This window comes from Meiothermus sp. (assembly GCF_025060375.1).
In the GTDB taxonomy this organism is placed as follows: Bacteria; Deinococcota; Deinococci; order Deinococcales; family Thermaceae; genus Meiothermus.
The window spans coordinates 1-25,892 of record NZ_JANXCG010000001.1; the positions used below are offsets into that span (position 1 = coordinate 1).

The window sequence follows — 25,892 nt, forward strand, 5'->3', positions numbered from 1 at the left end:
CTCCTGGTTGTCCCAGTCTTTGGGGTAGGTCACCTACGTGTTACTCACCCGTCCGCCACTGGCTGCAAAAACAGCCCGTTCGACTTGCATGTCTTAGGCATACCGCCAGCGTTCACCCTGAGCCAGGATCAAACTCTCCAAGAAAAATCAACGTGGCTTAGACCACGTGGGACTCGGTGTGTTTGCCCAACCTGCGCTTTCAAGGTTCCCGCCCCGCCTTTCGGCGACGCAAAGAAAAGGCTATCAAAAGCTTCTTACTCTGTCAAGCCCTCGTGATGGGTGCGCCGAAGCTGCACCAAGAATGCGGTGTGCCCTACCTGCTGGAACTTGGGATGGGCGACTGGAGGTCGCACATCCCACTCCCGGTGGAGGACCTCGAGGGTGCGCTCGTGCAGATAGGGGAGCCCCTGGCTTTCGATGGCTTGCAGGAGGGCGATTACCTGGGTGAGGTTGGGCAGGTAGCAGGCCAGGAAGCGGTCCGGCTTGAGGGCGGGGGTGACAGCGGGCAGAACCTTCCAGGGCTCCATCATGTCAAGGGCCACGGCGTCGAAGAAGGCGGGGGGGAGTTCGCTTTGGGCCAGGTCGGCCAGGACCCACACCACATTCCCCCAGTGCTCATAGGCCTCGAGGTTGCGCTGGGCTTGGGTTTGGTGTTTGGGCCGTACCTCGTAGCTGTAGACCTGCCCCGTGGGCCCTACCGCCCGGGCCAGGAAAAGGGTCAGCCCTCCGGAGCCCGAACCCGCCTCCAGTACCCGCATTCCTGGGGCCAGGTCAAGCAGCAAGCAGAGGGTAATGGCGTCCTTAGGATAGGTGGGGGTGGTGGCGCGGGGCATCTTGAGTACGTATTCTTCCAGGCTGGGCCGGTGCACGGTGAAGACCTCCCCGTGGGGGGTAACCACCCTTCCCCCAGGTCCTGCGGCCCGTAGGTCTTCGTGGCGAATAAGCCCGCGGTGGTAGTGGAAGGCCCCCCCCTCCTGAAGGCGGAACAGATAGGTGCGGCCTTGCCGGTCTTGCAGCAGGGCCAGGTCGCCAAAGTCCATGGGCCACAGGCTAATAGACTTAGACCATGCCGCTCAAGCGTCAGCTGGCCTGGGTCATCGGCCTGTTGGCCTTTGTCCCCAACCTGGTGGTGGTCCTGCCCTTTTTGTTCTCCCCAGAGGAGCCGTTTGGGTCGCGGCGGGTTTTCCTGGTGTTCTGGCTATTGGTGTTGGCGGGGCTTGCCGCCTTGGCCGGTTATGGGCTGGCCAGCGCCCTGTTGCGTTCGGTGGACGAGCTCACCCGCAGCCTGCGCTACCTAAGGGGCAGCGGCCGGACCCTCCCTGAGCTGAGCCTGCCTACCCCGAAAGAGCCCCTGCCCGCTGAGATCGCCCAGCTCAGGGAGGGTTTTGAGGAGCTGTTGGCGTACCTGCGGGAGCTTCTGGAGGCCCGTGAGGCCACCTACGCAGCCCTAACCCACGACCTTAAGACCCCTCTGCTGGCTGCTTTGCGGAGCCTGGAGTACCTGGAGGAGGCTGACCGGATAGGCCCCGTCAAGCGTAAGGAGCTGCTGAGGACCTTGCGGGATGAGCTTTACCGAAGCTATTTGTTGGTGGAGAACCTGCTGGTAGCCAGCCGCTTGGAGACCCGCCGGATCCAGCCAGAAGCCCTTGGTCTGCGCGCCCTTTTGGAGGATTTTCGGCTGCGCTACGCACAGCAGGCCGTCCAGCGCGGGCTACGGCTCGAGATAGAAGGGGCGGGCCAGGCTCGAGGGGAGCGGCTTCTGCTCGAGCGAGCCCTGGCCAACCTCGTGGAAAACGCGCTGCGCCATGCCAGGAGCCGGGTAGTGCTCAGGGCTGGAGAGGGATGGCTCGAGGTGGAGGACGATGGGCCGGGGCTTCCCGACAGCCTTGAGGTACTCTCTCAGCCCTTCCGGAGCCAGCGCTTGCGGGGGGTGCGGGCTGGAAGTGCCGGGCTTGGCCTCTATGTGGCCCGAAGGGTAGCCGAAGCGCACGGTGGGCGGCTGGAAAACCTGGCAGCCCCCGGCCAGGGTAGCCGGTTGCGCATCTGGATAGAGCCGGAAAGTGCGGCTAAACCCTAGGCGCTTAGGGGGAGTGATGCTGGTGCGGGTCTGTTCTCCCTTTCTCCTCCATGTAACGGGATACCCCCCATTCGGGGGTTCCGCTTCCCCCAGCAGACCCCCCAAACTTAGGGGGCTATGTGGGGACCTATTCACCGACCGTTGCGCTCTGCGGGGGGGTTTACCCTGCTCGAGCTGATCGTGGTCATGGCCATCCTCGGGGTGGCCATAGGCGTTGGATTTGCCCAGGTGCGCAACCTTTCCCAACGCCAGCAGGCCCTGGCTACGGTAGAACAGATTCGCCAGCTTTTCTGGCATGGGGCCACAGCGGCGGCCAGTCGTGGGGGGACCAACTTTTTGCTGGTTCGTAGTGGCAACGTGCTTAGGGTGCAGTCCCAAGCCGATGGCAGTGTGCTGCGCAGCGTAACTCTTCCCTCAGGGGTGAGCTGCAGCTTGAGCGAGGGTACCCTGGCCACCTTCACCTCTCCGGGCAAGGTGGTCTTCTCCAGCAATTTCCCTGCCAACCGCCAGTTTACCGTTTCGGCCAATGGACAGACTTTTACCCTTACCGCCACCCTGATCGGAGAGGTGCGCCGTCAATGAGAAACCAAGGGCTTACCTTCATAGAGGTGATTGTGGCTGCGGGAGCGCTGGCAGTGGTGCTGGGGTTTTTCACCACTTTGCTGGTGGGCAACATGCGCCAGACCACCATTGTGGGTGGGCGGGCCCAGGCCAACCAAATTGGCATCTTTCTCGGGCGACAGATACTCGAGGCCGACGATCGGGCCCTGCCTGCGGCGGGTCAGAGCCTCAGGTGGAACTACGGCCAGCTCAACGATGCCAGCATCGGCTTCGCTACCCTGACCCAGGAGCAGCAGTTTGGCAACATTGCCCTTTACCGGGCCAGCATAACCAACCAAGGAACCCCCTCTTGGGCGGGAAGCGGCTGGCAGGTTAGCCAGTACAGCATTGAGGTTTGCTGGCAGAGCCCTGAGGGAGAGCGGTGTGTGCAGCAGAGCATTATCGGGCCCGCCCCGGCCCTAGCAGGCAATGAAGTGGTGACCAACGTCAACTGAAGGAGGAAACCTTGCGAACCCATGCATTTACCGTGCTTGAGCTTCTGCTGGCCCTGTTGGTGCTGGTGGTGGTCATGGCCATGGCTTTCAGCACCAGCGTCCAGGGCCTCCAGCTCAACCAGTCCAACGAGGCCATTAGCGCTGCTCAGAACAAAGCCCGCCGGGTGTTGGAGGTGCTGAGCCAGGATTTGCGCACCTCCGCTTTTGCGGTGATTACCAACGCCCCTTTCAACAGCAACACCACCGGCATCTCCTTTGCTCAGGTGGCGGGGGGGGCTGGCTACACTGTCAGCGCGGTTTCCGGGGCCAGCTTTACCTTGGTGAGCGGCTCTCCCACGCTAACCGCGGAAATTCCAGTGGGCAGCCGTTTGCTGCTCATAGATGGTGATGGAAACGCGGTGGTGACCCGTGTGGGCAGCGCTCCGGTGGCTAGCGGCCTTAACCTGTACACCGTCACCACCACCTGCAACAACCTGCCCATCAGCTTGACCACCCAGACCCTGGCTTCGGTGGTCAGCCTTCTGGGCTACAGCTACGATGCCGCAAACCGCAAGCTGGTGTACCAGGCCCAGGGGGATGCCGCTCCTACCGATGTCGCCTACGATATAAGCGACTTTCGCATTGACTACGTTTACCGAAAGCGCACCGGTTCTACCCTAAGCGAGGAACGCAACCCAAGTGGGTACTTGGTCAATAACCAAGTGCGGACCTACTTCACCAGCGGAGGCTCGCAGTACTCCTTGCGGCGGGTTCAGTTCACCCTAGGGGTTCAGGTGCCCCTGCGGAACCGTACCATTGAGCGCACCTACACCGGTCAGGTGGACATGATCAATGCCCTTTACTACGAGGCTAAGGTGGTGAGCCTATGCAACCCATGAGACGACCCCAGGGTATTGCAATGGTGGTGGCCCTGACCATCATCCTGATACTGAGCGTGGTGAGCGGCCTGATCTTTACGCGTACTATCAATGATCTGCGTGCTAGCCGGGACAACACCGCTCTAGCCCAAGCGGTCAACCTGGCTCGAGGGGGCGCGGTGGCTGCGTCGGCCCTGCTTTCCAACGAGGTCCGGGCCAGCTTGGAGACCCTGGTGCGCTCGGCCAACCCAAGCCTGGGGGGGATCAGCACCAGCGACATCTGGTACTATGGGGGCAACGATGTGTTGCCCAACCCAGCTACGGTGGCCTCCCGCCTCTCCCTGCTGGCTGCTAGCCTCCAGACTGAAGTCAACAGCCTGATTTGCAACCGGAACTTCGCGCCGGACGGTTCGGGGGCTACCGTGCAGGTGCGCATCTACTTTGTGAGGTCCTCGGTGTGCGGCCAGCCCTTCCCTGCAGGGGCTGAGCTGCCCTCGGGTTACGTGGTGGACAACGACAACAACCCCGCTACCCCTCTGACCCGCCAGACCCAAGGGTATGCCCTGCCCTACGTGATGGTGGTGACCGCCTCTCCCGGTACCCCCTACCAGCGCAATGTGGTGGTGCAGGGGGAGTACCGCTTTTTGCTTACCAACGGTAGTTTCGCCCGTTACGCGCTCTTCACCAACCGCCACCGCACCAAGTCCAACACCGCAGTGTGGTTTACTAGTGGAACCCTCTTCGACGGGCCCGTGCACACCAACGAGCGCCTGCGCTTTTCCTTCAACCCGTGGTTTGGGGGTTATGTGACCAGCGCGGGGTGTACCGATGCGGGGGTGAGCAACTGCAACGGGAGTACCAACCCGGGGGCATTTTTTGGTTCAGGCAGCACCACCACCTTCCTCTCGCCCTCCCAGATGACCAACCCCAACGCTCCCTCCTGGACCAGTGGGGGTGTGACCCACGCGCCGACCTTTGAGGGCAACCCCAGGGTGAACTGGCAGGAACCCTTCATTCCCATGCCGGCCAACGCCCAGAATCAGCGCAACGCTGCTATAGCGGGGGGGCTGTACCTCAACTTCGATGTGGCCCGCCTCACCCTGTACGCGGGGGATGCCAACGGCACCACCCCCACCTGCGACAGCTCGGGGGTCTGTACCCCGGCTACCTCCCCTTACCAGTACATTGAGGTCTGCCGCACCTCGAGCTGCACCGGTACCAACCGCGAACTCTACCGCTATGGCTCGGATGGAGCGCTGTACCGCCAGGTGGGTAGCTCGTGGGTTTTGGTCCGGGCCAGTTTCAACGGGGTGATTTTTGCCGACGGGAGCATCAACAACCTCACCGGCCCAGCCCGTGCCAGCAGCAGCAACCCCAACACCGCTCCCCCAGCGCTGGCCTCCTTTGCCCAGATCACCGTGGCCAACGCCGGGGACGGGAAGAACATCCAGATACGGGGCGACCTCAAGTACCAGAGCCCGGCTTGCAGCGGCACCCCTACGCGCAGCGGGAACACGGTCGTCCGGCCCACCTGCAACAACCTCTCTGCCGACAACATTCTGGGGGTCTACAGCCAGGATGGCGACATCCTGCTTGGGGACGGTACCAATAACTCTTTGCAAGACCTCACCATCCATGGGGTTTTGATGGCCTCCAGGGGCGAGGTGACCGTTCAGAACTATGACAGCATTAGCCCCAGGGGTGCGATTCGCCTGCAGGGCGGCATCATCCAGTACACCTACGGGGCCTTTGGGCAGTTCAACAGCTCGACCGGCCAGATGACGAGCGGTTACGCCCGCCAGTTTGCCTACGACCCCCGGATGCAGGACCGCGCGCCCCCCTTCTTCCCCACCACTGGGGTGGTGCAGGTGAGCGTGGCTACCCCCTTGAGCTTTGGGCAACGGGAACAGGTGTACTAGGGCCCTTCTCCGCGGCTACCCCAGGCCTTCTGGTTTGGGGTAGCCTGTCTTTGATGCGCCTTTTGGTTGCCGACGACCACCCCCTTTTCCGCATGGGCCTGCGGGTTGCCTTGGAGCGGGAGGGGTTTAGCGTGGTAGGAGAGGCTGCCGATGGGCAAGAGGCAGTGGAGCAGGGCTTGGCGCTGTTGCCCGATGGGGTGCTACTGGATGTGCGGATGCCCAGGATGGACGGGATAGCCGCTACCAAGGCTCTACGGGAGGGGCGCTACCGGGGCCTCATTGCCCTTCTCACTACCTTTAGCGAGCCGGTGCTGGTTCAGCAGGCCGCCTACGCTGGGGCAGATGCGTACTGGTCCAAGGAGCTACCGCCGGAGGTGCTGGCCGAGCGGTTGCGCCGGCTCGAGCGGGGCCTAGAACCCCGCCTTAGGGCCCCTGAGCTGCCCCGGCTCTCCCCCCGGGAGCAGCAGGTGCTGGCCTGGGTGGCCCAGGGGCTTTCCACCAAGGAGATGGCCCGCCTCATGGGGATTTCCCCAGAGACGGTCAAGGACCACCTAGTAGGCCTTTACGACAAGCTGGGGGCACGCAACCGGGTGGAGGCCTTGGAGCGGGCCCGGGCGCTGGGCCTGCTCTAAACTGGGATGGGCAGGACTGCTATATTAGGGATGGCGTTACGTGTTTATTCTGGAGGCTTCCCATGCGCATCCCCCGAGGAATCACCTTGGTTTCCACATTGGTTTTTCTTTTCATTGTGGTGATTGTGGTGAGCGTAGCCGCCCTCACCTCCCTTAGCAACCGCCGCAACGCCCAGTACGCCCTGCGCACCTCCCAGGCCCAGTTTGCTGCCGAGGCCGGTCTCGAGCGGGCGGTGGTCTGGCTTTGGTACCAGGCCCTGGAGAGGGCTGCCGCGCCAAGTGTGGTTGCCTACCGCCAGGCCCTGGACGGGATGGGCTTGACCGATGGGGCTACGCTCAGGATGGAGGGAACCCTAGGGGACGGTGGCCGCTTTGAGGTGCGGGCCTCCCGGCGGGACACCACCCGTTTGGGTGAGCCCCAGGTTGAGCTTGTGGTGGTCTCTACCGGCACCCTTTCCGACGGCACGACCCGGCGGCTGCGCCAGGTCCTTCGCGTAGCTCGCGCGCCTTTTCCCTTTGAGTACGCCCTTCTGACCAACAAGGCCGACTGCGTTTTCTGCCACCTGGAAGTGCGCAGCATGGATGCCTTCCGGGGCGAGCCTAACCCAAACGACCCGAGCACCTGGTGGCGCCGGGTGAAGGTGGGGGTGCTGGAGGACCTGGTCACGCGGGATGATCAGGAGGTGGGGGGGGTGCATGGGGCCCTCCTTGTTCGGGGGGAGGTGCGCCAGCAGTACGGCGGCCAGCCCGGGCTCTCCAGCCGGTACTACACCACCCTTCAGCCTGGGCAGACCCAAATCCGCTCCACTGCCCGCCGGTCGCCCACTCCTGCCGACTGTGCGGTTCCCAGCAACTGCGCTACGCCCCAGAACCTCTACCTCAACTACCCCACCAGCCGCGACCTGGCCCGCTTTGGAGGGCGCTTTCCCGACGGCGAGCTGCCCGACTCGTTCCCCCTGCCCGTGCCCGATGCCAACGGCAACCGCCTCATCGACGATCAGGAGTGGCTCGAGGAGGTGCAGTCGAGCCTGCAAAACCGAAACGAAACCTACGCTGCTGGCTGGATTGAGGCGGCGGTGGTGGTTAACCCCAGCTCCATCGCCTGGCCGAGAGGGGCCGGGGTGCAGACCCTTAGCTCTGAAGACCTGGGCCTCTCTCCCAGCAACGTGATCCTGGATGGCACGGTTACGCCGATTACCCTGAGCGGCACGGTTTTCATCAATGGGGATGTGGTCATCCGGGGCCGGGTGCGGGGCAACGGTACCATCCTGGCTCGGGGCAATGTCTACGTGCTGGGCGACCTAGTTTACGACTGCGGTCAGGGCGAGGCTCTGCGGGACTGCGACTACCGTGACCCCAGCCGCCTCCCTCAGCTCAGCCTGATTGCTGGGGGAAATATCCTGATGGGGGACTTCCTGAGCGTGGACACCTTCCGGGCCCCTAACCTCAATCTGCTGGGGGCCAACCGCTTGCAGAGGCCCATGAGCGAGTGCCGGGCCAACCCCAGCCAGGAGGGGTGCGGGAGCGGCGCTGAGGGCGTGGGGTACCGCCCCAACCTGACCCTTACCGAGGTGGCCAACTTTAACCGCAGCGAGCTACAGCGCTGGCTGCGGGACAACAGCTACCGCCCGCGCTTCTATACCTACAGGGAGGACACCGTGTACTTCGCTACCGGTTGCGAGCACGATCCCCAGGCCTACGGGGGTTACAGGGCCTTGCGGGTTGCGGAGGAAGAGGTGTCCCTCTGCGGTCAGAGGCTGAACCTGGCCATCGCGGAGGCCATCCTAAGTCGGGCGGCCCGCTACGAGATCATCTCGCCGGCATTCGGTGAGGCCGGCTTGAAGGGGCTTTGGGATGAGAGCGCGAGGGGTCGGCCGGCTGGGGCCTTCCGTACGGACGGCCTTCTGTATTCGGCCAACGCCGTCTTCAGCGTTATCCAGAATGGGCGGGGCTACAACCTAGGGGGCCGATGGGACCTGCGGGGGGCGTTGGTGGCCGCGGATGTGGGGGTGCTGGCCCCGGTGGGGTTGGACATCTACCACGACAACCGTTTGCGCCCCCGCGTCCTTGGAGGCCAGCGGCCCCAGCTTGTCCGGGGGGTCTGGGAGGTGGTGGGGCAGTGAGGGGTAGAGGCCTCAGCCTCCTGGAGCTGGTGGTGGTGGTGGCGGTGCTGGGGGTTCTCCTGGGGGTGGGGTTTGTTGCCCTCCAGGCCTACCGCCAGAACCTGGTTGTCCGCGAGGCTGCGCTTCAGGTGGCTACCGAGCTGGTGGGCATCCGCCAGCAGGCCCGCCGCTTCTCCCGCGACCATGCTTTTGTGGCGGCCCCTGGTGGGCCCACCTACCGGGTGGGTCCTGTCGGTGCGCTGGTGGAGCGGTCCCTCCCCGCGGGGGTGGTCTTCCAAAGGGTGCCTGGAAACGGGAGCGTGACCTTCTATGCACCCTACGGCCGGGTTAGCGCTGTCAACAGCACCTATGAGCTGCGGGGGCCAGGAGGGCGGGTGTTGCAGGTCAACATCGTGGGGAGCACGGGGAAGGTGGTGGTTCGTGCGCCGTAGGGGTTTTTCCTTTGTGGAGGTGATGGTGGCCCTGGCCATCCTCTCCATCGCCATCCTGATGCTGACCTACCTTGGCTCGAGCTTCACCCTCACCCGCAACGCCCAGATAGACACCCAGGCCCAGGCCTATGCCCGGAGCTACTTTGACAGCCTGCGGGCGGCTTGGGGGAACGAAGCCGCCTTTGAGCGGGGAGAGCTGCCCAGCCTGCCCCTGCCCAGCGGCTTTGCCAGCCTCGAGGTGGACGTGGAAGACGTGGAGACCCTGGGCCAGCGGGTGGTGCTGCGCCGGGTAACCCTAGGCTTCCTCGGCCCTCAGGGCCACGCCTACCGCTTCACCACCGAGGTGGTGCGGCCGCCGCTGTAGGGGGGTTTATGCGCGCCAAGGGCCTTACCCTCATTGAGATGATCATCGCCGCTGTGGTTGGGGTGGCCATCCTCGCCCTGGTCGCGGCTGGGCTCCGCAGCGGGAGCGAGAGCCTGCGCTTCGTGCAGAACGCCCAGCTCCTGACGGAGGACCTTCGCAACGCCGGAAACCTGGTGAGCGACCTGGTGGCCACCGCAGCCTTCGTCTATCCGCCTGGGGTTACCCTGTCCATCGGCACCCCGGGCGGTTACACGGTGCGCAACCCGAGCCGCAGCGACAACCTGTGGCGGATTGGCCGGGACCCGGCCATCGCCCTGCTCCAGCCGCCTACCGTGGTGGACGGGCAGGAGGTGGTGAGGTTTGTGATGGTCTACCCCCTAAACCGCGGCTGGGTGGTGCGGAGGGCCTCAGGGGCCGAGAACCCCGGCCCCGACCCGGCCAACGACGGCAAGTGGCTCCTCTACATCTACGAGCGGAACCTCCCGGTAGGAGCCAGTCGCCTCCCCAACGGCTTGCCCACGACCATTCCCACCGAGATTCCGGGCAGCAGCGGTAACCTCTTGGCCGACTACCTCCAGCCCGGCGGTTTTGTGGTGGCCTACTCGGACTGCCTAGCCTTTGACGAGGCGGGCTGGGCGGTTCAAGCTCCCTGTCCCCAGTCCCCACCCACCCCCCTTCGGGCCGAGCACAGCGCGGTGCGGGTGAGCTTTTCCCTGCAGGGCGAGGTTCACCAGGGGGGGCGCGACACCCGTATTCCCGGCCAGCCCCTGCGCTTTGAGGCTGCGCCGCGGAACCTGCCCAAGCGGCAGGCTGAGGTGAGCCCCAACTAGGGGTATCCTTACGGTATGATCCTTGACCCCGCTGAGCTCGAGCTGCGCCAGGACCCGCTGGCCTTCTTCCTTCACCTCTCCCGTACCAGTCCCGACATCACCACCTTTCGCTTTGCCTCGGGAAGGGAGATCGTCCTACTCAACCACCCCGACCTGATCCGCGAGGTGCTGGTTGAGCGGGCGGATGAGTTCCACAAGTCCGACCTGACCCGGGCCTTCGCCGGGGGAATGGGCAACGGGATTCTGGTGTCTGAGGGCGAGTTCTGGAAGCAGCAGGTGCGCATCATGCGGCCGGCCTTCCACTACAAGCGCCTGCAGGGCTATGCCGAGGTGATGCGGCGGTTCACCCTGGAGATGCTCGCCCACTGGCAAAACGGCGAGATTCGGCACCTCGAGGAGGACATGAACGCCCTTACCCTGCGGGTGGTGGCCAAGTGCATGTTCGATGTGGAAGCGGGGGAGGATCGGGAGATCATGCACCGGGCCATCATGCTGGGGCAGAAGGTGGTGGGTCAGATGGTCTACGGCTGGCTCAACCTTCCCGACTGGCACCCGGGCCTAAACCGCGACGGCATCCGGGTGGTGCGGGCCCTGAACGAGATGGTGAGCCGCCACATCGCTTACCGACGGGCCCGGGGCGACCTGGGGGACGACCTCCTCTCCATGCTGCTGGAGGCGCAGCAGCAGCCCGGTATACAGCTTTCCGACCGGCAGGTGCGCGACGAGGTGCTCACGGTCATTACGGCCGGCCTCGAGACCACCGCCAACGCCCTGGTCTGGACCTGGTACCTGCTCGATCGGCATCCCGAGGTGCGCGACCGGCTCGAGGCCGAGGTGGACGCCCTGGAAGGTCCCCCAGGCTTTGAGGAGGTGCAGCGCCTGCCCTACCTGGACCAGGTTTTCAAGGAGAGCCTGCGGCTGTACCCGCCGGTCTGGATTATTGGCCGGGAGAACATCCGCGAGCTGGAGCTGGGCGGGATGCGCCTGCCCCCCAAGACCCAGATTGTGATGTGCCAGTGGGCCACCCACCGCGATCCCCGCTTCTTTGAGCATCCCGATGCCTTCATCCCTGAGCGCTGGACACCGGAGTTTGAGAAAAGCCTGCCCAGAGGAGCTTACTTTCCCTTCAGCCTGGGGCCCCGGGTCTGCACCGGTCAGGGGTTCGCCACCATCGAGTACAAGATCATCGTGGCCACGGTGCTCCAGCGTTTCCGGCTCGAGCTGGCCCGGCCGGCCCCGGTACGCCCTGAGCCCAACTTTACCCTCTGCGCCCACGGCGGGATGCCCATGCGGGTCAAGGCGCGCCGGCCCTGCTCCCAATGAGCGGTTGGTCTTCGGAAGCCGGTTGTAGCTGTTTGAGCACCTCTCCTACCAGATACAAAGAGCCGGTGACCAGAACCGGAGCCTCCTCTGCCTGGGCGGCCCTGACCGCGTCCTCCAAAGCGGCCAGCGGCAGTTCAAAGTAGGGGGCGGAAAAGAGCCCCTGTAGGGCCTGGGCTTGCAACGCCCCCCGCCCAGCGCAGGTATAGCGCAGGCTCAGGGCCTTGGGGAGGAGGATTTGCAGGATGGTGGGGTAGTCCTTGCGCGGAAAGGCCCCAAAGACCAGGTGGAACCTCTGGAACTCCTCCGCCAGGGCCCGGGCGGCTGGGGGGTTGTGGGCGCCGTCCAGCACCACCGGCACCCCTTGGTGGCGCAGGAGCTGCATCCGCCCTGGGTGGTGCGCGTTGGCGATTCCCGCAGAGACCACCTCCTCGCTGTACCCCAGCAGCCGCAGGGCCGCTGCCGCCAGCCGGGCGTTCTTCCGCTGGAAGCGCCCCCGAAGGGAGGGTTCGGCGGGTAGGGCGAAGAGGGGGTCCTCCTCCTCAAGCACATATAGGGGGGCACCCCGCTCGGCAGCCACAGCCCGGATGACCTCCAGGCCCACCCCCTCGGCCCCAGTCACCACCGGCACGCCGGGGCGGATGGCCCCTGCCTTGTCCTGGGCCACCCCCACCAGCGAACCCCCCAAGGTCTCCAAGTGGTCCTCGCCAATGTTGGTGATGACAGTGGCCTCCACCCGGGGGAGCACATTGGTCGCGTCCAGTGCCCCGCCCACCCCTGCCTCCACCGCGGCGATGCGCACCCCGAGTGAGGAGAAGTGCTGGAAGGCCAGGGCCGTGGTTAGGTCGAAAAAGGCCACCGGCTCCCGAAAGCGCTGGGCGCGTGCCCAGCGCACAAAGGCGCATACCTCGGCCTCCCCAATGGGCCCCAGATGGCTGCGGATGCGTTCCCGAAAGTCCACCAGATGGGGGCTGGTGGTTGCCCCGAAGGCCCCTCCTGCGGCCTTGAAGGCCGCCTCGAGGTAGGCCACCACACTGCCCTTGCCGTTGGTACCCACCACGTGCACCGCTGGGAAGGCCCCCTCGGGGTGGCCCAAGCGCTCCATCAGTTCCCGAATTCGGGAAAGTCCCCGGGGTGCGCCCGCGCGGGTCTGGGAAAAGAGCCACTCTACGGCCTCGGAGTAGGTCACGGGTTCCAGTCTACACGGGTTCCAGTCTATTAGATTGGCCCTCGGCGCCACTGGGCTACCAGGAGGCTCGAGGCCAGAAGCAGGCCCGCGGCCAGGCCAAAAAGCCCACTCACCTCGGTGCGCTGGGGCCGCCAGCCCACCACCCGGCTCAGGCTGCGGTAGGCTCGGCGGAGCGCTTCGGTTGACTCCGCTGCGTGGTACTGGCCTCCTGTGGCCTGGGCAATGGCCCGTAGGGTTTCCTCGTCGAACTGCATCCAGTATCCGCCCCACCACTCGTTGCTGTTTGGGGGTGGGCCGGACTCACCCCGCCGCCCCAGCCCAATGGTGTGCACCACTACCCCCATTTCCTTGGCGAAGGCGGCGGCTTCCAGGGGTTCTATGCCGGTGTTGTTGCGGCCGTCGGAGAGAAGGACCACCGTGGAGGGTCCCAGGGGCTTTCCGCTTTCGTCTTTGGGAATGGCTCTCAGGCTCTCCAAAATCCCCTCCCCGATGGCGGTGCGCCGGGCCAGCTGCAGGAGTTCAATCTGCTCGATGACCCGCTCGTGCTCGGTGGTGGGTTCGACCTCGGTGGTGGCGTACCCAGCGAAGCTCACCAGCCCCACCTTGATGCCTTTAGGAAGGTTTCGCACGAAGTTTTGGGCCTCTTGCTTGGCCGCGGTGATGCGGTCGGGGTTGATGTCCTGGGCCCGCATGGAGAGGCTTACGTCTATGGTGACAATCACCGTGGCCAGGCTATCGGGGGCTGGGATCACCGCTTGCGGTCGGGCCAGGGCCAGAAGGGCTAGTAGCAGAGCCAGGCCGTATAGCCCTGCTCCCAGGTGGCGTTTCCAGCGGGGTTCAGCGGTTCGAACCAGCTCGCCCAGGCCGGGGTAAAGGGCGTAGGCGCTACTGCGCCCTCCTTTTACCCTGCGCCAGTAGACCCAGGCCAACGCGGGTACGACCAGCAGCACCCAAAGCATCCAGGGTAGTTCAAAGGTCAAAGCACACCCCCTCCCTGCCGAGGTGAAACAATTTGAGTTTGACCTCTAACCCCACGGCCGATGGTAGGCTCATTTACGGTTGGGATGGACCCAAAGGTTTTCTACAGCCAGCTCATTTCCTGCCGGCGCTGCCCCCGGTTGGTGGCCTGGCGGGAGGAAGTAGGCCGGAAGAAACGCGCCGCCTACCGCGACTGGGCCTATTGGGCCCGGCCCGTGCCCGGCTTTGGCGACCTTGGGGCGCGGATTCTCATCTTTGGACTGGCCCCTGGTGCACACGGTTCCAACCGCACCGGCCGCCCCTTCACGGGCGATGCTTCAGGGGATTTCCTCTACCCCGCGCTCTACCGGGCAGGCCTGGCCAGCCAGCCCAGCGCCACCCACCTAGGCGACGGTCTCAGGCTAAAGGGGGTCTACATCACTGCGGCGGTGCGCTGCGTCCCACCGGGCAACAAGCCCACCCCGGCCGAGGTCGCGGCTTGTGCGGAGTGGACGCAGGGGGAGCTGGCCCTCCTGCCTCACCTGCGCGTGTACCTAGCCTTGGGCCGGGTGGCCCACCAGGCGCTGTTGGACCTTTTTGGCCTGCGCCGTTCGGCACACCCATTTGCCCATGGGGCCGAGTACCCCCTGCCGGGTGGCGTGCTCCTAGACTCTTACCACGTAAGCCGCCAAAACACCCAGACGGGTAGGCTCACCGCAGCGATGCTGGACGCTGTGCTGTCCCGGGCCAAGGCCCTGGCAGGCCTGTAGTCCCTACTCCTCAGCCGGGGCGGGCTGAGGGTGGCCTGGGGCTTGGCCGTAAAGGTAGTCGTAGATCAGTGCGGCCAGCCCGGCCCCCACCAAGGGGCCCACCCAGTACACCCAGTGGGCCGCCCACTCGCCTCCGATCAGCGCTGGGCCTAGCACCCGGGCAGGGTTCATGGCTGCGCCGGAGACCGGCCCTCCGATCAGGATGCCCATGGCCACTGCCAGGCCGATGACCAGCCCGGCGAAGCTATAGCGGTTGTGGACTGCTGAGCCGAAAATTACAGCGACCAGGAAGAAGGTCAGGAACACCTCCATCATCAGGGCTTGCACCGCGCTGTGGTTGCTTCCCGGAGCTGGGGTGCCCTCGGCTACGGCGCTTCCCCCGTAGAGTGCCCCGATGAAGAACGCGGCCGCCAGCCCCCCCAGGAGCTGGGCCACTGCGTAGCCGGTGGCCCCCAGAGGGGAGATGCGCCCGGTGATGAGCATGGCGAAGGTTACCGCAGGGTTGAAGTGGGCCCCCGAGATGGCCCCCACGGCCACCACCAGAAGGCCCACCGCCAGCCCCGGGGCGAGGGCCACCGCTATCCCCTCGTCCCGGTTGGCCGCAATGGAGCCGATAGCCGCAAAGCACATGGTGAAGACGCCTAGGAACTCCGCCAGAAGCGCTCTTGGGTTCATTTTTCCCTCCAGCCCTTACCTTACCTCAGGCCTTCAGGCCAAGACCAGGCTGGCCTGGGCGGGTAACATAAAGGCGTGTGGCGGCGCCTGAGGCGGCTTTGGAGGGCCTTTTTTCCGGCTCGAGCCAACCCCGACGACGCTTGGGCCCTAAGCGAGCTGCGGCTCGAGGAGGCCCACCTCTACAGGGCTATGGACCCCCGCGACCGGGAGCACGCCGTGTGGGTAGCCCGGCGCTTGCTGGAGCGCTACCCAGAGGCCCCTGGGTTTGCGGTGCGGGCGGCCTTGCTTCACGACTGCGGCAAGGCCCTTAGACCCTACCATCCCCTGGAGCGCGTTCTGACCAGTCTGCTCAGGCTAGATGTGCCTATTGAGCCGTTGCGGAAGGGACTTTTGGGTGCCTGGCAGATTCGCCAGCACCACCCAGAGTATGGTGCAGCCCGCATCCTGGACCCCCAGGTGGCCCAGATCGTGCGGGAACACCACCGCCCAGAGAGCCTTTGGGCAAGGCGGCTTTACGAGGTGGACGAGGAGTTTTAGGGCTCAGCCCAGCCAATCCAGCAGCCGCTTCAGCCCGCTCTTCCTCGGCCTGCGGTAGAGCGGAAGCCGCCGGAAGGGGCGGCCCAAGCGCTTCGCCAGAAGCCTATGCAGCGCCCAAAGTGCCAGCTTGAAAAGGAGCCTTTTCATCTCCGCAGAGCGAACCTTCAGCCCTAGACTAGCAGGTTTGGGCTTTGGGATGGTGAGGCTCAGCCGGGGCAGGGATTTCCACCCCCATCTCGGCAAGGGCAGCCCGGATGGCCTCGGCGTCAATGCCTGCCTCGCGGTGCATGCGGGGAATGGAGCCGTGTTCAAAGAAGCGGTCGGGTAGCCCAAGTACCCGGATCTCCGGCTTTAGCCCCATCTCGTTTAGGGCCTCCAGCACCGCGCTGCCAAAGCCGCCCATCTTCTGGTGGTCTTCAGTGGTCACCAGCTTGTAGCCCCCCAGGGCCAGCCGCTCCAGCATTTCCCGGTCCAGCGGCTTGAGGAAGCGGGCGTTGACCACCCCCACCTGGGGGCTGCTTCCAGCGGCCTCGAGGGCATACCTGAGGGTTTTGCCAAAGGCTAGGATGTAGGCCTGCTGGCCTTCCTTGAGGACCTCCCAGCGGCCCCACTCAATCTCGGGCCAGGCCCCTTCGGGGGCCTTCTCCACGTTGTCGCGGGGGTAGCGGATGGCGATGGGCCCTCCGAGTTCCAGGGCCTTTTTGAGCATGGCGCGTAGCTCCAGCGCATCCTTGGGGGCGGCAATTTGCACGTTGGGAATGGTGCGAAGGTAGGCGATGTCAAAAACCCCGTTGTGGGTGGCCCCATCGCCCCCCACAATCCCGGCCCGGTCCACCGCAAAGACCACCGGCAGGTTCTCGATGGCGATGTCGTGGATGATTTGGTCGTAAGCCCGTTGCATGAAGGTGGAGTAGATGGCCAGCACCGGTTTCAGGCCCCGCAGGGCCATGCCAGCAGCGGTGGTGGCCGCCACATCCTCGCAGATGCCGGTGTCCAGGTAGCGCTCGGGGTGGGTCTGGGAGTAGCGTACCAGGCCAGAGCCTTCCCGCATGGCCGGGGTAATCACGAAAAGCCTGGGCTCGAGGTAGGCCAGCTCGGTCACGGCGTCGCCAAAGGCCGCTGACCAGGTATAGCCCTTGCTCACCTTGGTGGGGTTCTCGGGGTTGAAGCCGGGGGGGCCGTGCCAGTAGATGGGGTCCTCCTCAGCCACCCCGTAGCCCTTGCCCTTGCGGGTAACGGCGTGCAGCAGGGTAGGGCCGTCCAGCTCCTTGATCTGCTCTAGGATGTGAATCAGCCCTGGCAGGTCGTGGCCGTCCACCGGGCCCACGTAGCGGATGCCCCAGGCGTAGAAGGGGTTCTCCTGGTGCAGCATCAGCTTGGCCGCTTCCTTGGCCCGGTCTACCAGGTTAAAAAGCCGCGGCGAGATGCCTTCCAACACCTGGCGGCCCCACTTTTGGGTTTCCTGCACCCACTTTTTGGTCTGGTACTCGCGGAAATAGCGGTTGAGTGCCCCTACGTTCTCGGAGATGCTCATCTCGTTGTCGTTGAGGATGATGATGAGCCTTGGCTTGCGCTCTCCAATCACGTTCAGGGCTGCTAGGGCCATTCCGCCGGTCAGGGCCCCATCGCCGATGAGGGCCACGATGTGGTAGTCCTCCCCTAGGGTATCCCGAGCAATGGCCATGCCCAGGGCGTTGGCCAGGGAGGTGGAGGCGTGGCCCACGGTGATGGCGTCGTGCTCGCTTTCTGAAACCTTGGTGAAGCCTGAGATACCCCCCTCCTGCCGGATGGTGTGGAAGACCTCCTTCCGTCCGGTGAGGATTTTGTGGGCGTAGGCTTGGTGGCCCACGTCAAAGAGCAGCCGGTCACGGGGTGAGTTGAAGACCCGGTGCAGGGCCACGATCAGCTCTACTGCGCCCAACGAGGAGGCCAGGTGTCCGCCGTTTTGGGCGCATACCCGGATGATCTCGCTGCGCAGCTCCTCTGCGAGCTGCAGGAGCTCGCTCATGGAGAGGGGTTTTAGGTCTTGGGGTTGGTTGACCTTGTGTAAGACCACGAGAAGCCTCCCAACGCTTTGGCCTAGCATGGGGGAACCCAAGCTGGGGCGCAGTGCTCTAGGCAACAAAGCCATGACCTGTGTTTTGGGCAAGACCTCCTGCCAGGGTGCGGCTTTGCGCTCCCCGCAGGGAACCTGGGGGCGGGAGCGCTCAGCGGAAGTTTCGGCCCACCAAGGCGAGACCGCCTTGCTCGGTGAAGTTCATGGAGGTAAAGACCTCCCCCACCCCAGGGAAGAACCAGACCTCAAAGTTCTCCCGCAGGCTCGGGTTTCTGGGGTCGCGGTACTCCACCCCAATCCGGTAGACCTCAAAGTTTCCCGCCGGCACGCTCACGTTGGACCTGCCCAGCACCGTGTAGGTGTATTCCAGCACCCGGTCGCTCACCCGGGTGGTTTGGTTGTTGACCCGCAGTTCTATGACCTCCCGGGTCTGGCCACCCCAGCGAGCCCCCACGGCGAAGCTGGTCTCGGGGGGGTACTCCTGGATGGGGGGGGTGTAGCGGGCCACCTGAATCCTATCGTAGTCCTCAATGCCCAAAAGCCGCACCCCCCCAGCGTCCACCTGTCGGTAGTAGGAGCGCTCGAGCCCCCGCCCGCTCAGCCGGTAGCGGATTGCCGGCTGGCCCTCAAAGCTAGCCGGTCCAATAACCGAAAGGCGGAGGGGGGGGTCGCTGGTGGAGGCCCGCAGGGGTAGGTAGACCCAGTCCAGCCCCGGCTGGGAGGGATAGAAGTCCACTGGCCCTTGGATGATCGCGGTGTTGAGCGGGGGGCTGCTGCTGCGCGGGGCGCAGGCGGTGAGGAGAAGGAGAGGTATGAGCAGGTACCGCATCCCCCCAAGTTTACCCCTGGTGGATGGAGGGTGGGTGTAGGGCCTCCCGCAGGGCGATGAGGTAACGGGGTAGCTCAGCCAGGCCGGGGGGTTCACCCTTTCCCTCGGTCAGGGCCAGTTCAGCCCCCAGCCGTTCAATGTAGGCGATGCCCTGGTCTAGGGTTCTATCCAGGTTGGTGTGGCGCGCGAAGACCTCGGTGCGGGTGTGGTAGTCCAAGCCTGGGGTGGCGCAGAGGCGTTCAAGCTCGGTGAGCTTGGGGAAGAGCTTGTACAGGTTGCGCCCGTACGCCTGCACCTGCCGGAGAGGTTCGCGCAGGTGGGGGTGTCTGCGGCCTTGGCGGCGGAGTTCGGCTAGGGCCCGACCTAGACGCTCGTGTTGCTCCCGCAGGGGCAGCGAAAGCGGGCGGCTTGCTCCAACGGCCCATATTACGAACCCCGCCACCCCCAACAGCAAGAGCACCTCGAGCAAGGCAACTCCCATCTGCTTGAGTGCCCCCCTTCTTGAGCCCCTAAGCAATGCCCAGCTCGCGCTTCAGCCGGGCTAGGTCCTCCTCTACCTGGCGGTTGCTGCCTAGGCGCTCGAGCTCCCTTTCAATCTCGCTTTTGTCCATTTCCAGCAGGGCAGCGTGCTTGTCCTCCATAGCCTGGATGCGCTGTTCCATATCCTCAAAGGCCTCCACGGCGCTGTGCGCGTCTATCTTGGACTCAAATCGGCGCACCGCCTCGGCGGCCTCCAATCCTTTCTTTCGGGCGATGAGCAGGGCCTTCTTGGCCTCGGATTCCTGGATTTTGCTCTCCAGCGCCTTGAGCTGGGTGGTGAGCCGTTGGACCAGGTCTTGCTGCTGAGCCACCTGCTGGGCAAACCCTTCGGCCAGGGCCTGGGCCTGCTGCTTGCGCTTGAGGGCTTCCCGGGCCAGGTCTTCCCGCTCGGCCTTCAGGGCCTCGGCGGCTTTGCGCTCCCAGGCGGCCGCCTGCTCAGCGTAGCTTTGCTGCTCGCGCTCGAGCTTCTTGAGCTCGGCCATGGCCTCGGCTACCTCCATGCGGGCCTCGCGCAGGGTGGCCCGCATGTCTTCCAGGGCTTGCTCAATGATTTTTTCGGGGTTTTCGGCCCGGCGGATCAGATCGTTAATGTTGGCCCGGATCAAGCGGGAGAGCCGTTCTAGAATACCCATTTCCCCCTCCTTCGGCTCCAGTCTAACCTACCCCTGGGTGTACACCAAGGCCCGATGGCTTAGTATCTACAACATGACCGCCCTTCCCACCGCAGCGGAGGTGCGCCAGGCCATCCGAGACTTCCTGCTTTCGGCTCTGCCCAGGCCCGAGGCGGCTTCCCGCCCCGAGCTTGCCGAGTACGCTCGGATGCTGCGGGACTACCCCGAGCGAGGGGGGAAGATGCTGCGGGGGGCCCTTCTGGTCTACACCGGGCTGGCCTACGGCGCAGCCTTCGAGCGGCTGTTGCCGGTGGCGGCTGCCCTCGAGCTTTTCCAGAACTGGGCCCTCATCCACGACGACATCGAGGACGGCTCCGATGAGCGGCGGGGAAGACCGGCTCTGCACAGGCTTTACGGGGTTCCGCTGGCCCTGAATGTAGGGGATGCCCTGCACGCCATGCAGTGGGGCCTCCTGGTCCGGGCTGGGGTATCCCCAGAGGTGCTTTTGGAGTTTGTCCGCGTGGTGGAACGCACCGCTCAGGGGCAGCACCTGGAGATTGCCTGGACGGAAGCCCAGCGCTTCGACCTGACCGAGGCTGACTACCTGGAGATGGTGGGCTTGAAGGCGGCCTACTACACCGCGGTAGCCCCTTTGCGGCTGGGGGTTCTGGTGGCCGGGGGGGAGCCGCCCGAGGCCTTTGAGGAGGCTGGGATGAGGCTGGGCACGGGGTTTCAAATCGTAGATGACGTCCTCAACCTGAAGGGCGACCCCGTCAGGTACGGCAAGGAGATAGGGGGCGACCTTTGGGAGGGCAAGCGCACCTTGGTCTTGCTCCACTTCCTGCAGAACGCGAGCCCAGAGGAGCGGAGGCGGGCTGAGCGGCTGCTTTGCCTCCCTCGAACCCAAAAACCTGCGGACGAGGTGGCCTGGTTGCACCACCAGCTGCTTTCCTCGGGGGCCTTGGCCTATGCAGAGCGGATGGCTGAGGGATTGCTGGAAGAGGGGCTGGCCCGGCTGAAGCCTCTTCTGCAAGAGGTGCCCCAGAGGGCCTTTGGCGCTCAGGTGGTGGAGCTGCTGGAGGGGTTGGTGCACCGGGAAGCCTAGGCGCACTGCCCTCAGACCAGAGCCCTGCGCCCGATGTCCCGCCGGTACACCGCGTGTTCAAACTGCACTGCCTCCACCCCCATGTAGGCCCGTCCCAGGGCTTCCCGAAGGTCTTTGCCGAGGCCCACCACGTTGAGCACCCGACCCCCCTGGGTTACCAGCCCGTGCGGGGTGCGGCGGGTTCCAGCCTGGAAGTAGAGCACCCCCTGGGGGGGGTGGGGGGGCAGGCGGACGGGCAACCCCCGGTGAGGGGCTTCGGGATAGCCAGGGGCGGCCATCACCACGCAGGCCGAGGCCATGGGGCGCCAGGTGGGCTCGAGCTCGTGCAGCCACCCTTCCACCACCGCCAGCGCCAGCTCCACCAGGTCGGTTTGGAGCAGGGGTAGGATGGCCTGGCACTCGGGGTCGCCGAAGCGGGCGTTGAATTCCAGCACCTTGGGACCGTCGTCGGTGAGCATCAGTCCGGCGTAAACGACCCCCTTGTAGACGACCCCCTCGGCCCGCAGCCCATCCACCAGCGGTCTGAGTATCCGCTCTTCCACCTCCCTCAAGACGCCGGGGGCTAGGGGATAGGGGCAGATGGCCCCCATGCCCCCCGTCATGGGGCCCAGGTCGCCATCCAGCAGCCGTTTGTGGTCCTGCAGGGGGAGCAGCGGCTTTACGCTGAAGCCGTCGGTCAGGGCCAGCACCGTCACCTCGGGGCCTTCCAGGTACTCCTCAATGACCACCTCGCCCCGCTCCGCACCCGAGAGGATGTTCAGCACCGCTTGCCGAGCCTGGGAGAGCTCGCTGGCCACGGTGACCCCCTTGCCCGCAGCCAGGCTCGAGTCCTTGACCACGATGGGGGCCCCCACCTGCTCCAGGTAGGACAGAGCCTGTAGGGTGTCGCTGAAGCTCCGGTACCGGGCGGTAGGGATGCCCAGGCGCTCCATCAGTCCTTTGGCATAGGCTTTGGAGCCCTCAATCATGGCTGCTTTCTGGGTGGGCCCAAAAATTCGCAACCCCCGGGCTTGGAATGCGTCGGCGATGCCCTCCACCAGGGGCGCTTCTGGTCCGACCAAGGTGAGCTCGATCTCTTCGGCTGCAGCCCACTCGGCCAGCCGTTCCACATCGCCATCCCAGGGGATGCACTCGGCCAGCTCGGCGATGCCGGGATTTCCCGGGGCGGCGTAAAGCTGCGTGGTCAGGGGTGACTGGGCTACCTTCCAGCAAAGGGCGTGCTCCCGCCCTCCGGAACCTACCACCAGGATTTTCACGCAGCTAAGGATAACAGATGGCCGGCCAGGTGGGGGATTTCACCCCTCAGGAGAGCACCACCTCGTCGGTGAGGCCCTCCGCCCAGGCCTCCAGGTGGCCCACGTCCCCCACCGAGAGGGCCATGCCCTCAGGGTAGAGGAGGCGGGTGATGGAGGTGTTTTGTATCTGGAACCTGCGCCAGGCCCCGTTGTCCAGGTGGAGCACCAGCTTGAGCGCAGCCCGGATGACCCCCCCGTGGGTCACCACGATGAGGCGCCCCTCTGGCAGGTCGTCCAGGAATTCCTGCACCCGCGCGGCCAGGTCGGCCATGCTCTCCCCACCGGGCCGCTTGGTATTCCAAGGGTCGAGCTGCACCGCCCGGTGAAACTCGGGGTAGCGTAGCTCGCTCTCGCTGCGCAGAAGCCCCTGGAGCTCACCAGCGTAAATCTCGCGGATGCGGCGGTCGTAGACCGGCGTGAGCCCAAGGGCCTCGGCGATCGGCCGAGCGGTGAGAACCGCCCGCTGCAGGTCGGAGCTGTAGAGGCCGTCAAAGCTGTGGCGGCAGGCCGCCAGCCGCTCGGCCAGCCGGTAGGCTTGGCGCAGACCTTCTGGGGAGAGCCCCACGTCGTAGTGCCCCTGGAAGCGCCCCTCGGCGTTCCAGGGGGTTTCACCATGGCGCAACAGCCAGAGTTCTTTCATACGGTAGGAGGGCAGGGTTTCAGACCAGATGAACCCCTGGCCCTTCTATAATACGGCCCACCGGGCAGCTTTGGGGCAGCAGCCCCCCAACCTCGTCAACCTTGTCCGGGCTGACCACCAGAATGTAGCCCAGGCCCATGTTAAAGACCCGGTACATCTCCTGCTCCTCCACCTGGGCGGCCCGCTGGATGAGGCGGAAAATGGGCGGGATGGGGAAACTGCCCTGCCAAATCTCAGCCCCCAGACCCTGGGGCAGCACCCGGGGCAGGTTCTCGTAAACCCCCCCGCCGGTGATGTGGGCCATCGCCTTTACCTCAACCCCTGCTTGCCAGAGCCGCTCCACGTCTTCCAGGTAGCAGCGGTGGGGTTCCAGCAGGGCCTCGGCCAGGGTGCGCCCGGCCAGCTCCTCCCGCGGCTCCGCCAGGTTCCACCCTTCAAAGGCCTTGCGCGCCAGGCTGTAGCCGTTGGTGTGCAGGCCCGAGGACGGGAGGGCCAGCAGGGCGTCGCCGGGCCTTACCCTGCTTCCGTCCACGACCTTTGCCCGTTCCACCACCCCTACGATGGTGCCGGCCAGCTCGAGAGCCCCCTCTTGGTAGACCCCGGGCATTTCGGCGGTCTCGCCTCCCAGCAGAGGGATCCCCACGGCCTTGCAGGCTTCGGCTAAGGAGGCCAGCACTGCCCCTAGGACAGCCTCCTCCAGCCTGGCGCTGGCGATGTAGTCCATGAAGAAGAGGGGTTTGGCCCCCTGCACCAGGATGTCGTTGACCGAGTGGTTGACCAGGTCGAACCCCAGGCCTCCGTAGCGGCCGGTCTGCGCGGCCAGAAGGGTTTTGGTGCCCACCCCGTCGGTGGAGGCCACCAGCACCGGCTCGCGCATTTCCTTGAGCCTCGAGGCGAGCATCATCCCGCCGAAAGCCCCCATCCCCCGCAGCACCTCGGGGGTATAGGTTTCCCCGATTTTTGCCGTTGCTGCTCTGAGGGCGCTGGCCTTTCGCCCGATGTCCACACCGGCTTCTCGGTAGTTCACAGCTCTACCCCCAACAGCTCACCCAGCATTCGCTTGACCACGTCGGCCTTGGCGGTGCCCCGGGTGGCCTTCATGATGGGCCCCACCAGGGCGTTGGCCGCCTTGAGGTTGCCGGCCCGCACCTGCTCCACCACCTTCGGGTTCTCGGCCACCACCCGCTCCACCAGGGGTCGCAGGGCCTCCTCGTCGGCCACCGCTCGCAGGCCCCGTTCCTCTACCAGTCGGACTGGGTCGGCCCCCGACATCACCTCGGGCAGGATTTCGTCCAGCACCCGATTGGTGATCTCCCGGCGCTCAAAAAGCCCAGCCAGCCGGGCGAGGTTCAGGGGGGTGAGGGCGGTCTCCTGAACCTCCAGCCCCCGCTCGTTCAGGTATTCGGCCACCCCGGTGTTAAGCAGGTTGGCTAGGGTCTGGGGATTTCCCTCGTACGCCTGCAGGGCCTGGTCAAAAAAGCGCGCCAGCGAGGCGTTGTAGGCCAGAATTTCGGCGTCGTAGGGCCGCACCCCAGCCTCCACATAGCGGGCGTACTTCTGGGCGGGCAGCTCCGGCATCGCCGCTTTGAGCCGGTTGAGCCAGGCCTCGTCCACCACGATGGGGGGCAGGTCGGGGTCGGGGAAGTAGCGGTAGTCGGCCTCCTCCTCCTTGAGGCGCATCACGTAGGTTTTGCCGGCCGCCTCGTCCCAGCCCAGGGTGGCCTGGGCCACCCCCCGACCGCTGCGCAGGAGTTCTTGCTGGCGCCTGATCTCGTACTCGAGCGCTCGAGCCACGCTTCTGAAGGAGTTAAGGTTCTTTATCTCCACCTTGGTGCCCAAGGGCTCGCCTACCCGCCGCACCGAGACATTCACGTCGGCCCGCATCTTCCCCTCCTCGGGGTTGGCGTCGGAGACCCCCAGGGTCTGGGCGATGGCCCGGATGTGGGAGAGGAAGGTCCGGGCCTGTTCAGGGCTGCGGATGTCCGGCTCGGTGACCATCTCGATGAGGGGGGCGCCAGCCCGGTTGAGGTCTATGAGGGAGTAGGGGGCCCCTTCGGGGTGGGTGGATTTGGCCGCGTCCTCCTCCAGGTGGATGCGGCGGATGCGGACCCGCTGGCCCTCTACCTCGAGGTAACCCCCAGTGGCGATGGGCAGGTCGTACTGGGAGATTTGGTAGTTCTTGGGCATGTCTGGGTAGTAGTAGCTCTTGCGGTGGAACTGCGTCCAGGGGGCAATCTGGCAGTGCAGGGCCAGTCCCAGGAGGATGCCGTACTCTACCGCTTGGGCGTTCACCACCGGTAGCACCCCCGGCAGCCCCAGGCAGACCGGGCAGGTGTGGGTGTTGGGCGGTGCGCCAAAGTAGTCGGCTGCGCAGCCGCAGAACATCTTGCTCCGGGTCTTGAGGTGCAGGTGAATCTCCAGCCCCACCACGGCTTCGAAGGCAGACATACCCCGAACATTATAGGCGGGGCCCTTTCCGCTGATGGCGGGGGATGGGGGTAGAGTAGGGGCATGAAGATTTACACCAAGACCGGCGACGGAGGGGAGACGGGGCTGTACGGGGCGGAGCGGGTAGGCAAGGACCACCCTCGGGTGGAGGCCTACGGCACCGTGGATGAGGCCAACAGCGCGATTGGTCTGGCCCGCGCCCTGCTGCCCGGGGCGCACAAGGACATCCACGCCGACCTGGAGTACCTGCAGAACGCCCTCTTTGACCTGGGGGCCGACCTGGCTACCCGTACGGGAAGCCCCTACGAGCGCAACCTGAGCCGGATTGCGGGGGAGGACGTGGAGCGGCTCGAGGCCCTCATAGACCGCTACCAGGAGGAAGCGCCGCAGTTTAGGGGTTTTGTCCACCCAGGGGGGCATCCTGCGGCTGCGGCCCTGCACCTGGCCCGCACCATCGTCCGTCGGGCCGAGCGGCAGGTGGTGGGGCTCATGCGCCGTGAGGAGGTCAACCCGGAGGTGCTGCGCTACCTCAACCGGCTCTCCGACCTGCTCTTTACCCTGGCCCGGGTGCTCAACAGGCGCGAGGGCTTTGTTGAGGAGGGGTGGTTGGTGAAGGGCCGCCGCTGAGGGGG

General features: G+C 65.3%; 27 protein-coding genes and 1 rRNA gene. 15 read left to right on the plus strand and 13 right to left on the minus strand.

Annotated features, from left to right (window positions below; all coding sequences use genetic code 11):
• Both NZ849_RS00005 and NZ849_RS00010 read right to left on the minus strand, forming a co-directional pair.
• Nucleotides 1–144: ribosomal RNA gene (locus NZ849_RS00005) — 16S ribosomal RNA — on the minus strand; the annotation flags it as partial.
• Nucleotides 145–254: 110 nt separating this feature from the next.
• Entirely contained in the window at nucleotides 255–1,040 is a 786-nt protein-coding gene (locus NZ849_RS00010; protein WP_295402722.1) for a tRNA (adenine-N1)-methyltransferase, read from the minus strand.
• Between the two features lie 26 nt (nucleotides 1,041–1,066).
• On the opposite strand from NZ849_RS00010, the gene NZ849_RS00015 reads away from it, so the two are divergent.
• The 11 genes from NZ849_RS00015 (at nucleotide 1,067) to NZ849_RS00065 (ending at nucleotide 11,611) form a co-directional block, all read left to right on the plus strand.
• The gene (locus NZ849_RS00015; protein WP_295402725.1) at nucleotides 1,067–2,077 is read left to right on the plus strand and encodes an ATP-binding protein; all 1,011 of its coding nucleotides are present in this window, start codon (nucleotides 1,067–1,069) and stop codon (nucleotides 2,075–2,077) included.
• A 117-nt stretch (nucleotides 2,078–2,194) separates the two neighbouring features.
• Nucleotides 2,195–2,659 (plus strand): prepilin-type N-terminal cleavage/methylation domain-containing protein, encoded by a 465-nt coding sequence (locus tag NZ849_RS00020; RefSeq protein WP_295402728.1) that lies wholly within the window; start codon nucleotides 2,195–2,197, stop codon nucleotides 2,657–2,659.
• The gene (locus NZ849_RS00025) at nucleotides 2,656–3,132 is read left to right on the plus strand and encodes a type II secretion system protein (RefSeq protein ID WP_295402730.1); all 477 of its coding nucleotides are present in this window, start codon (nucleotides 2,656–2,658) and stop codon (nucleotides 3,130–3,132) included. The genes NZ849_RS00020 and NZ849_RS00025 overlap by 4 nt, the downstream gene beginning before the upstream one ends.
• An 11-nt stretch (nucleotides 3,133–3,143) precedes the next feature.
• Nucleotides 3,144–4,010 (plus strand): hypothetical protein, encoded by an 867-nt coding sequence (locus NZ849_RS00030; RefSeq protein WP_295402733.1) that lies wholly within the window; start codon nucleotides 3,144–3,146, stop codon nucleotides 4,008–4,010.
• A complete protein-coding gene (locus NZ849_RS00035; RefSeq protein WP_295402737.1) occupies nucleotides 4,007–5,908 on the plus strand; it encodes a DUF4900 domain-containing protein in 1,902 nt (633 codons plus the stop codon). The genes NZ849_RS00030 and NZ849_RS00035 overlap by 4 nt, the downstream gene beginning before the upstream one ends.
• Before the next feature lie 53 nt (nucleotides 5,909–5,961).
• A complete protein-coding gene (locus NZ849_RS00040; RefSeq protein WP_295402740.1) occupies nucleotides 5,962–6,540 on the plus strand; it encodes a response regulator transcription factor in 579 nt (192 codons plus the stop codon).
• A gap of 62 nt (nucleotides 6,541–6,602) precedes the next feature.
• Complete coding sequence (locus tag NZ849_RS00045; RefSeq protein ID WP_295402743.1) at nucleotides 6,603–8,663, plus strand: hypothetical protein; 2,061 nt, start codon at nucleotides 6,603–6,605, stop codon at nucleotides 8,661–8,663.
• On the plus strand, nucleotides 8,660–9,094 hold the full coding sequence (locus NZ849_RS00050) for a prepilin-type N-terminal cleavage/methylation domain-containing protein (RefSeq protein ID WP_295402746.1): 435 nt from the start codon (nucleotides 8,660–8,662) through the stop codon (nucleotides 9,092–9,094). The genes NZ849_RS00045 and NZ849_RS00050 overlap by 4 nt, the downstream gene beginning before the upstream one ends.
• The gene (locus tag NZ849_RS00055; protein ID WP_295402748.1) at nucleotides 9,084–9,458 is read left to right on the plus strand and encodes a prepilin-type N-terminal cleavage/methylation domain-containing protein; all 375 of its coding nucleotides are present in this window, start codon (nucleotides 9,084–9,086) and stop codon (nucleotides 9,456–9,458) included. Before NZ849_RS00050 ends, NZ849_RS00055 begins: the two co-directional genes overlap by 11 nt.
• Before the next feature lie 8 nt (nucleotides 9,459–9,466).
• A complete protein-coding gene (locus tag NZ849_RS00060) occupies nucleotides 9,467–10,288 on the plus strand; it encodes a prepilin-type N-terminal cleavage/methylation domain-containing protein (protein WP_295402750.1) in 822 nt (273 codons plus the stop codon).
• Nucleotides 10,289–10,303: 15 nt separating this feature from the next.
• The gene (locus NZ849_RS00065; RefSeq protein ID WP_295402753.1) at nucleotides 10,304–11,611 is read left to right on the plus strand and encodes a cytochrome P450; all 1,308 of its coding nucleotides are present in this window, start codon (nucleotides 10,304–10,306) and stop codon (nucleotides 11,609–11,611) included.
• On the opposite strand, the gene NZ849_RS00070 is transcribed toward NZ849_RS00065, so the two are convergent.
• Both NZ849_RS00070 and NZ849_RS00075 read right to left on the minus strand, forming a co-directional pair.
• The gene (locus NZ849_RS00070; protein WP_295402757.1) at nucleotides 11,583–12,797 is read right to left on the minus strand and encodes a cyanophycin synthetase; all 1,215 of its coding nucleotides are present in this window, start codon (nucleotides 12,795–12,797) and stop codon (nucleotides 11,583–11,585) included. The genes NZ849_RS00065 and NZ849_RS00070 overlap by 29 nt on opposite strands.
• A 29-nt stretch (nucleotides 12,798–12,826) precedes the next feature.
• A complete protein-coding gene (locus NZ849_RS00075) occupies nucleotides 12,827–13,756 on the minus strand; it encodes a VWA domain-containing protein (RefSeq protein WP_295402760.1) in 930 nt (309 codons plus the stop codon).
• A 105-nt stretch (nucleotides 13,757–13,861) separates the two neighbouring features.
• Here NZ849_RS00075 and NZ849_RS00080 point away from each other — a divergent pair, with 105 nt between their 5' ends.
• On the plus strand, nucleotides 13,862–14,524 hold the full coding sequence (locus NZ849_RS00080) for a uracil-DNA glycosylase (protein ID WP_295402763.1): 663 nt from the start codon (nucleotides 13,862–13,864) through the stop codon (nucleotides 14,522–14,524).
• Between the two features lie 3 nt (nucleotides 14,525–14,527).
• On the opposite strand, the gene NZ849_RS00085 is transcribed toward NZ849_RS00080, so the two are convergent.
• Nucleotides 14,528–15,199, minus strand: coding sequence for an MIP/aquaporin family protein (locus NZ849_RS00085; RefSeq protein WP_295402766.1), 672 nt, complete (start codon nucleotides 15,197–15,199; stop codon nucleotides 14,528–14,530).
• Between the two features lie 75 nt (nucleotides 15,200–15,274).
• On the opposite strand from NZ849_RS00085, the gene NZ849_RS00090 reads away from it, so the two are divergent.
• Entirely contained in the window at nucleotides 15,275–15,736 is a 462-nt protein-coding gene (locus NZ849_RS00090) for an HD domain-containing protein (protein ID WP_295402769.1), read from the plus strand.
• Between the two features lie 175 nt (nucleotides 15,737–15,911).
• Here the strand turns inward: NZ849_RS00090 and dxs are convergent, their stop codons facing one another.
• From dxs to NZ849_RS00110, 4 genes are all read right to left on the minus strand, one after another.
• Nucleotides 15,912–17,792, minus strand: a complete 1,881-nt coding sequence (gene dxs / locus NZ849_RS00095) for a 1-deoxy-D-xylulose-5-phosphate synthase (protein ID WP_295402771.1) — start codon at nucleotides 17,790–17,792, stop codon at nucleotides 15,912–15,914.
• A 151-nt stretch (nucleotides 17,793–17,943) separates the two neighbouring features.
• On the minus strand, nucleotides 17,944–18,621 hold the full coding sequence (locus NZ849_RS00100) for a hypothetical protein (protein WP_295402774.1): 678 nt from the start codon (nucleotides 18,619–18,621) through the stop codon (nucleotides 17,944–17,946).
• 10 nt (nucleotides 18,622–18,631) lie between these two features.
• Complete coding sequence (locus tag NZ849_RS00105) at nucleotides 18,632–19,102, minus strand: hypothetical protein (RefSeq protein ID WP_295402777.1); 471 nt, start codon at nucleotides 19,100–19,102, stop codon at nucleotides 18,632–18,634.
• Nucleotides 19,103–19,130: 28 nt separating this feature from the next.
• Entirely contained in the window at nucleotides 19,131–19,793 is a 663-nt protein-coding gene (locus tag NZ849_RS00110) for a PspA/IM30 family protein (RefSeq protein WP_295402779.1), read from the minus strand.
• A gap of 73 nt (nucleotides 19,794–19,866) precedes the next feature.
• Here NZ849_RS00110 and NZ849_RS00115 point away from each other — a divergent pair, with 73 nt between their 5' ends.
• The gene (locus NZ849_RS00115; protein WP_295402782.1) at nucleotides 19,867–20,877 is read left to right on the plus strand and encodes a polyprenyl synthetase family protein; all 1,011 of its coding nucleotides are present in this window, start codon (nucleotides 19,867–19,869) and stop codon (nucleotides 20,875–20,877) included.
• Between the two features lie 11 nt (nucleotides 20,878–20,888).
• Here NZ849_RS00115 and purD read toward each other — a convergent pair whose 3' ends face one another.
• From purD to gatB, 4 genes are read right to left on the minus strand one after another with little or no spacing between them, the layout of a single operon-like run.
• Nucleotides 20,889–22,133: a phosphoribosylamine--glycine ligase gene (gene purD / locus NZ849_RS00120; protein ID WP_295402786.1), complete on the minus strand. Its 1,245-nt coding sequence runs from the start codon at nucleotides 22,131–22,133 to the stop codon at nucleotides 20,889–20,891.
• A 46-nt stretch (nucleotides 22,134–22,179) separates the two neighbouring features.
• On the minus strand, nucleotides 22,180–22,812 hold the full coding sequence (locus NZ849_RS00125; RefSeq protein ID WP_295402789.1) for a histidine phosphatase family protein: 633 nt from the start codon (nucleotides 22,810–22,812) through the stop codon (nucleotides 22,180–22,182).
• A 19-nt stretch (nucleotides 22,813–22,831) separates the two neighbouring features.
• Entirely contained in the window at nucleotides 22,832–23,839 is a 1,008-nt protein-coding gene (gene purM / locus NZ849_RS00130; protein WP_295402792.1) for a phosphoribosylformylglycinamidine cyclo-ligase, read from the minus strand.
• Complete coding sequence (gene gatB, locus NZ849_RS00135; protein WP_295402795.1) at nucleotides 23,836–25,260, minus strand: Asp-tRNA(Asn)/Glu-tRNA(Gln) amidotransferase subunit GatB; 1,425 nt, start codon at nucleotides 25,258–25,260, stop codon at nucleotides 23,836–23,838. The genes purM and gatB overlap by 4 nt, the downstream gene beginning before the upstream one ends.
• Nucleotides 25,261–25,323: 63 nt before the next feature.
• On the opposite strand from gatB, the gene NZ849_RS00140 reads away from it, so the two are divergent.
• A complete protein-coding gene (locus NZ849_RS00140; protein WP_295402798.1) occupies nucleotides 25,324–25,887 on the plus strand; it encodes a cob(I)yrinic acid a,c-diamide adenosyltransferase in 564 nt (187 codons plus the stop codon).
• Nucleotides 25,888–25,892: the final 5 nt, after the last annotated feature.

What these genes read in the sequence shown, in the direction of transcription:
- NZ849_RS00140 (WP_295402798.1), top strand. Translation starts at nt 25,324, where the DNA reads ATGAAGATTTACACCAAGACCGGCGACGGAGGGGAGACGGGGCTGTAC.
- NZ849_RS00105 (WP_295402777.1), bottom strand. Translation starts at nt 19,102, where the DNA reads ATGGGAGTTGCCTTGCTCGAGGTGCTCTTGCTGTTGGGGGTGGCGGGG.
- NZ849_RS00110 (WP_295402779.1), bottom strand. Translation starts at nt 19,793, where the DNA reads ATGGGTATTCTAGAACGGCTCTCCCGCTTGATCCGGGCCAACATTAAC.
- NZ849_RS00075 (WP_295402760.1), bottom strand. Translation starts at nt 13,756, where the DNA reads ATGCTTTGGGTGCTGCTGGTCGTACCCGCGTTGGCCTGGGTCTACTGG.
- NZ849_RS00125 (WP_295402789.1), bottom strand. Translation starts at nt 22,812, where the DNA reads ATGAAAGAACTCTGGCTGTTGCGCCATGGTGAAACCCCCTGGAACGCC.
- NZ849_RS00040 (WP_295402740.1), top strand. Translation starts at nt 5,962, where the DNA reads ATGCGCCTTTTGGTTGCCGACGACCACCCCCTTTTCCGCATGGGCCTG.
- NZ849_RS00100 (WP_295402774.1), bottom strand. Translation starts at nt 18,621, where the DNA reads ATGCGGTACCTGCTCATACCTCTCCTTCTCCTCACCGCCTGCGCCCCG.
- gatB (WP_295402795.1), bottom strand. Translation starts at nt 25,260, where the DNA reads ATGTCTGCCTTCGAAGCCGTGGTGGGGCTGGAGATTCACCTGCACCTC.
- NZ849_RS00065 (WP_295402753.1), top strand. Translation starts at nt 10,304, where the DNA reads ATGATCCTTGACCCCGCTGAGCTCGAGCTGCGCCAGGACCCGCTGGCC.
- NZ849_RS00060 (WP_295402750.1), top strand. Translation starts at nt 9,467, where the DNA reads ATGCGCGCCAAGGGCCTTACCCTCATTGAGATGATCATCGCCGCTGTG.
- NZ849_RS00080 (WP_295402763.1), top strand. Translation starts at nt 13,862, where the DNA reads ATGGACCCAAAGGTTTTCTACAGCCAGCTCATTTCCTGCCGGCGCTGC.
- NZ849_RS00015 (WP_295402725.1), top strand. Translation starts at nt 1,067, where the DNA reads ATGCCGCTCAAGCGTCAGCTGGCCTGGGTCATCGGCCTGTTGGCCTTT.
- NZ849_RS00035 (WP_295402737.1), top strand. Translation starts at nt 4,007, where the DNA reads ATGAGACGACCCCAGGGTATTGCAATGGTGGTGGCCCTGACCATCATC.
- NZ849_RS00115 (WP_295402782.1), top strand. Translation starts at nt 19,867, where the DNA reads ATGACCGCCCTTCCCACCGCAGCGGAGGTGCGCCAGGCCATCCGAGAC.
- NZ849_RS00085 (WP_295402766.1), bottom strand. Translation starts at nt 15,199, where the DNA reads ATGAACCCAAGAGCGCTTCTGGCGGAGTTCCTAGGCGTCTTCACCATG.
- NZ849_RS00020 (WP_295402728.1), top strand. Translation starts at nt 2,195, where the DNA reads ATGTGGGGACCTATTCACCGACCGTTGCGCTCTGCGGGGGGGTTTACC.
- NZ849_RS00025 (WP_295402730.1), top strand. Translation starts at nt 2,656, where the DNA reads ATGAGAAACCAAGGGCTTACCTTCATAGAGGTGATTGTGGCTGCGGGA.
- NZ849_RS00045 (WP_295402743.1), top strand. Translation starts at nt 6,603, where the DNA reads ATGCGCATCCCCCGAGGAATCACCTTGGTTTCCACATTGGTTTTTCTT.
- NZ849_RS00010 (WP_295402722.1), bottom strand. Translation starts at nt 1,040, where the DNA reads ATGGACTTTGGCGACCTGGCCCTGCTGCAAGACCGGCAAGGCCGCACC.